The following is a 3168-nucleotide window of genomic DNA, read 5'->3' as shown; positions in this document are numbered from 1 at the left end:
CGCGTCCCGCCTCGAACCTCTCCCTGAAGGATTCCGGCGAAAGCAAATGCTTCGAAGTAAATGCTTCAACCACACAGAAAAAGAGCCCGGCTCCAATTTCTTGGAGCCGGGCATATACCTGGCGACGACCTACTCTCACAGGACCTATCGTCCCACTACCATCGGCGCTGCAGCGTTTCACTTCCGGGTTCGGAATGGGACCGGGTGGTTCCACCGCGCTCTGGTCACCAGAGGGCAATCCTGCAATTAATGATTTCTCTCACTAACTTCAAAACTGGGACTCTGGGGATCAAAAGAACGCCTTTCGTTTCACGCTTTGTCTGCCCGCTCTCTGACATCCATACGGAGTAATTTACTTTCTGACCTGCAGGCTTCAATGAGCCTTACACGATACTTTGATATCCGAATTCAAAAATAGGATTCAAGCCAAACGGATTATTAGTACTGGTAAGCTGAATACATTACTGCACTTACACTTCCAGCCTATCAACGTCGTAGTCTTCGACGATCCTTAAGGGAAAATTCATCTTGGGAGTAGCTTGGCGCTTAGATGCTTTCAGCGCTTATCTATTCCGCACGTAGCTACCCAGCCATGCTCTTGACAGAACAACTGGTACACCAGAGGTGCGTCGATTCCGGTCCTCTCGTACTAGGAACCGAACCCCTCAATTTTCCTACGCCCACAGAGGATAGAGGACCGAACTGTCTCGCGACGTTCTGAACCCAGCTCGCGTGCCGCTTTAACCGGCGAACAGCCGGACCCTTGGGACCTTCTCCAGCCCCAGGATGCGACGAGCCGACATCGAGGTGCCAAACTTCATCGTCGATATGAACTCTTGGATGAAATCAGCCTGTTATCCCTAAGGTACCTTTTATCCGTTGAGCGACGGCAATTCCACATTCAACCGCCGGATCACTTAGGCCTACTTTCGTATCTGCTCGACTTGTAGGTCTCACAGTTAGGCGGGTTTATGCCTATGCACTCGACACACGGTTACAAACCGTGCTGAACCCACCTTCGCGCTCCTCCGTTACTCTTTAGGAGGATACCGCCCCAGTAAAACTGACCGGCTGACACTGTTCCCCAGCCTGATTCAAGGCATGAGGTTAGATCTTCCAACACCCAAGGGTGGTATCTCACTGGCGACTCCATGATGCCCTAAAGCACCACTTCAAAGTCTCCCACTTATGCTGAGCATGAAAATCGAAAAACCAATGACAGCTTACAGTTAAGGTCTATAGGGTCTTTCCGTCCTTCTGCGGGTAGGCGGCATCTTCACCGCCATTACAATTTCACTGAGCACCTGGTTGAGACAGCGCCCAACTCGTTTCACGATTCGTGCAGGTCGGAACTTACCCGACAAGGAATTTCGCTACCTTAGGACCGTTATAGTTACGGCCGACATTCACGGGGACTTGGGTTCAAAGCTTCGCCACAAGGGCTAACATCTTGCCTTAATCTTTCCGCATTGGTCACGTGTCACATCCTATACTTGGACTTGCGTCTTGGCAGAATGCTGTGTTTTTGCTAAACAGTCGGTTGGGCCATTTCACTGCGGCCTATGTAAACATAGGCACCCCTTCTCCCGAAGTTACGGGGCCAATTTGCCGAGTTCCTTAACCAGGGTTCACTCTTACGCCTTGGTATATTCTACCCACCCACCTGTGTCGGTTTACGGTACGGGTTCCTTAGCATACACTGGGACTTTTCTCGGCACATGTTTTGACAATGCGGTTCAGCCGAAGCATTCCCTCAGAATTCAATCACTTAGTTGTCTCCACACATGCGTCCTCCCAGTTAAAGGGTTGGAAGTGCAGTAATATTAAACTGCTGTCCATCGGCTACGCCTATCGGCCTTGCCTTAGGTCCCGACTAACCCCGGGACGAAAATCGTAGCCCGGGAAACCTTGGGTTTACGGCGGCCGGGGATTTCACCCGGCTTATCGTTACTCATGTCTGCATCCTCTCTTCTCAACACTCCACGGTCAGTCGCCATCGCGCTTCAGTGCGTTGAGAATGCTCCTCTACCGCGCCACGTCCCAGGACGTGACACCCAGAGCTTCGGTACTATGCTTATCGCCAATCATTTTCGGCGCAGAATCTCTCGATGAGTAAGCTATTACGCACTTTTTAAATGGTGGCTGCTTCTAAGCCAACATCCTCACTGTCTATGAAATTCCACCTCCTTTCCACTTAGCATAGTTTAGGCACCTTAGCTGCTGATCAGGGTTGTTTCCCTTTTGACGATGAAGCTTATCCCCCACCGTCTCACTGCTGCGCTCCATTGAGTGGTATTCGGAGTTTGATAGGGGTTGGTAGACGGGTATGCCCCCTAGCCCTTTCAGTGCTCTACCCCCACTCATCAGCACGCAACGCTGCACCTCAATGCATTTCGAGGAGAACCAGCTATCACGGGGTTTGATTAGCCTTTCACTCCTACCCTCAGCTCATCAGAGAATTTTTCAACATTCACCTGTTCGGTCCTTCACGTAGTATCACCTACGCTTCAACCTGGCCAAGGGTAGATCACCTCCGCTTCGGGTCTAGCACGTGCAACTATGGTCGCCCTATTCGGACTCGCTTTCGCTTCGCCTACGTTCCATAAGAACTTAAGCTTGCCACACATACTAACTCGCAGACTCATTAAGCAAAAGGCACGCCATCACCCCGAAGGGCTCTGACACCTTGTAGGCACACGGTTTCAGGTTCTATTTCACTCCGCTCACAGCGGTTCTTTTCACCTTTCCCTCACGGTACTTGTTCACTATCGGTCGCTAACTAGTATTTAGCCTTATGCGGTGGTCCGCACAGATTCATACGGCGTTTCACGTGTGCCGTATTACTCAGGAACTCCCTAGGGCTTCTTTGAATTTCGGATACGGGGATTTCACCCTCTATGTCGCAACTTTCCAGTTGCTTCTCCTATTCATCGAAGTCCCACATCGGGGTCCTACAACCCCGGAGACAAGTCTCCGGTTTGGGCTCTTCCGCTTTCGCTCGCCACTACTGACGGAATCGATTCTCTTTCTTTTCCTCCGGTTACTGAGATGTTTCACTTCACCGGGTATCGCGTATCCTTTCCTATTTTATTCAGAAAGGAACAATAGTGTATTACCACTATTAGGTTACCCCATTCGGGAATCTCCGGATCAAAGTGTGTTAACCAC

2 rRNA genes are annotated in these 3168 nt (G+C 50.7%); both read right to left on the bottom strand.

Annotated features, from left to right (window positions below):
* Positions 1-116 precede the first annotated feature (116 nt).
* Positions 117-232: ribosomal RNA gene (rrf, locus tag ACFSSA_RS15745) — 5S ribosomal RNA — on the bottom strand.
* A 185-nt stretch (positions 233-417) separates the two neighbouring features.
* Positions 418-3168, bottom strand: a 23S ribosomal RNA gene (locus tag ACFSSA_RS15740); the annotation flags it as partial.

The organism is Luteolibacter algae, from assembly GCF_042683045.1.
GTDB lineage: Bacteria > Verrucomicrobiota > Verrucomicrobiia > Verrucomicrobiales > Akkermansiaceae > Luteolibacter > Luteolibacter algae.
This window is presented reverse-complemented; position numbering and strand designations above follow the sequence as displayed.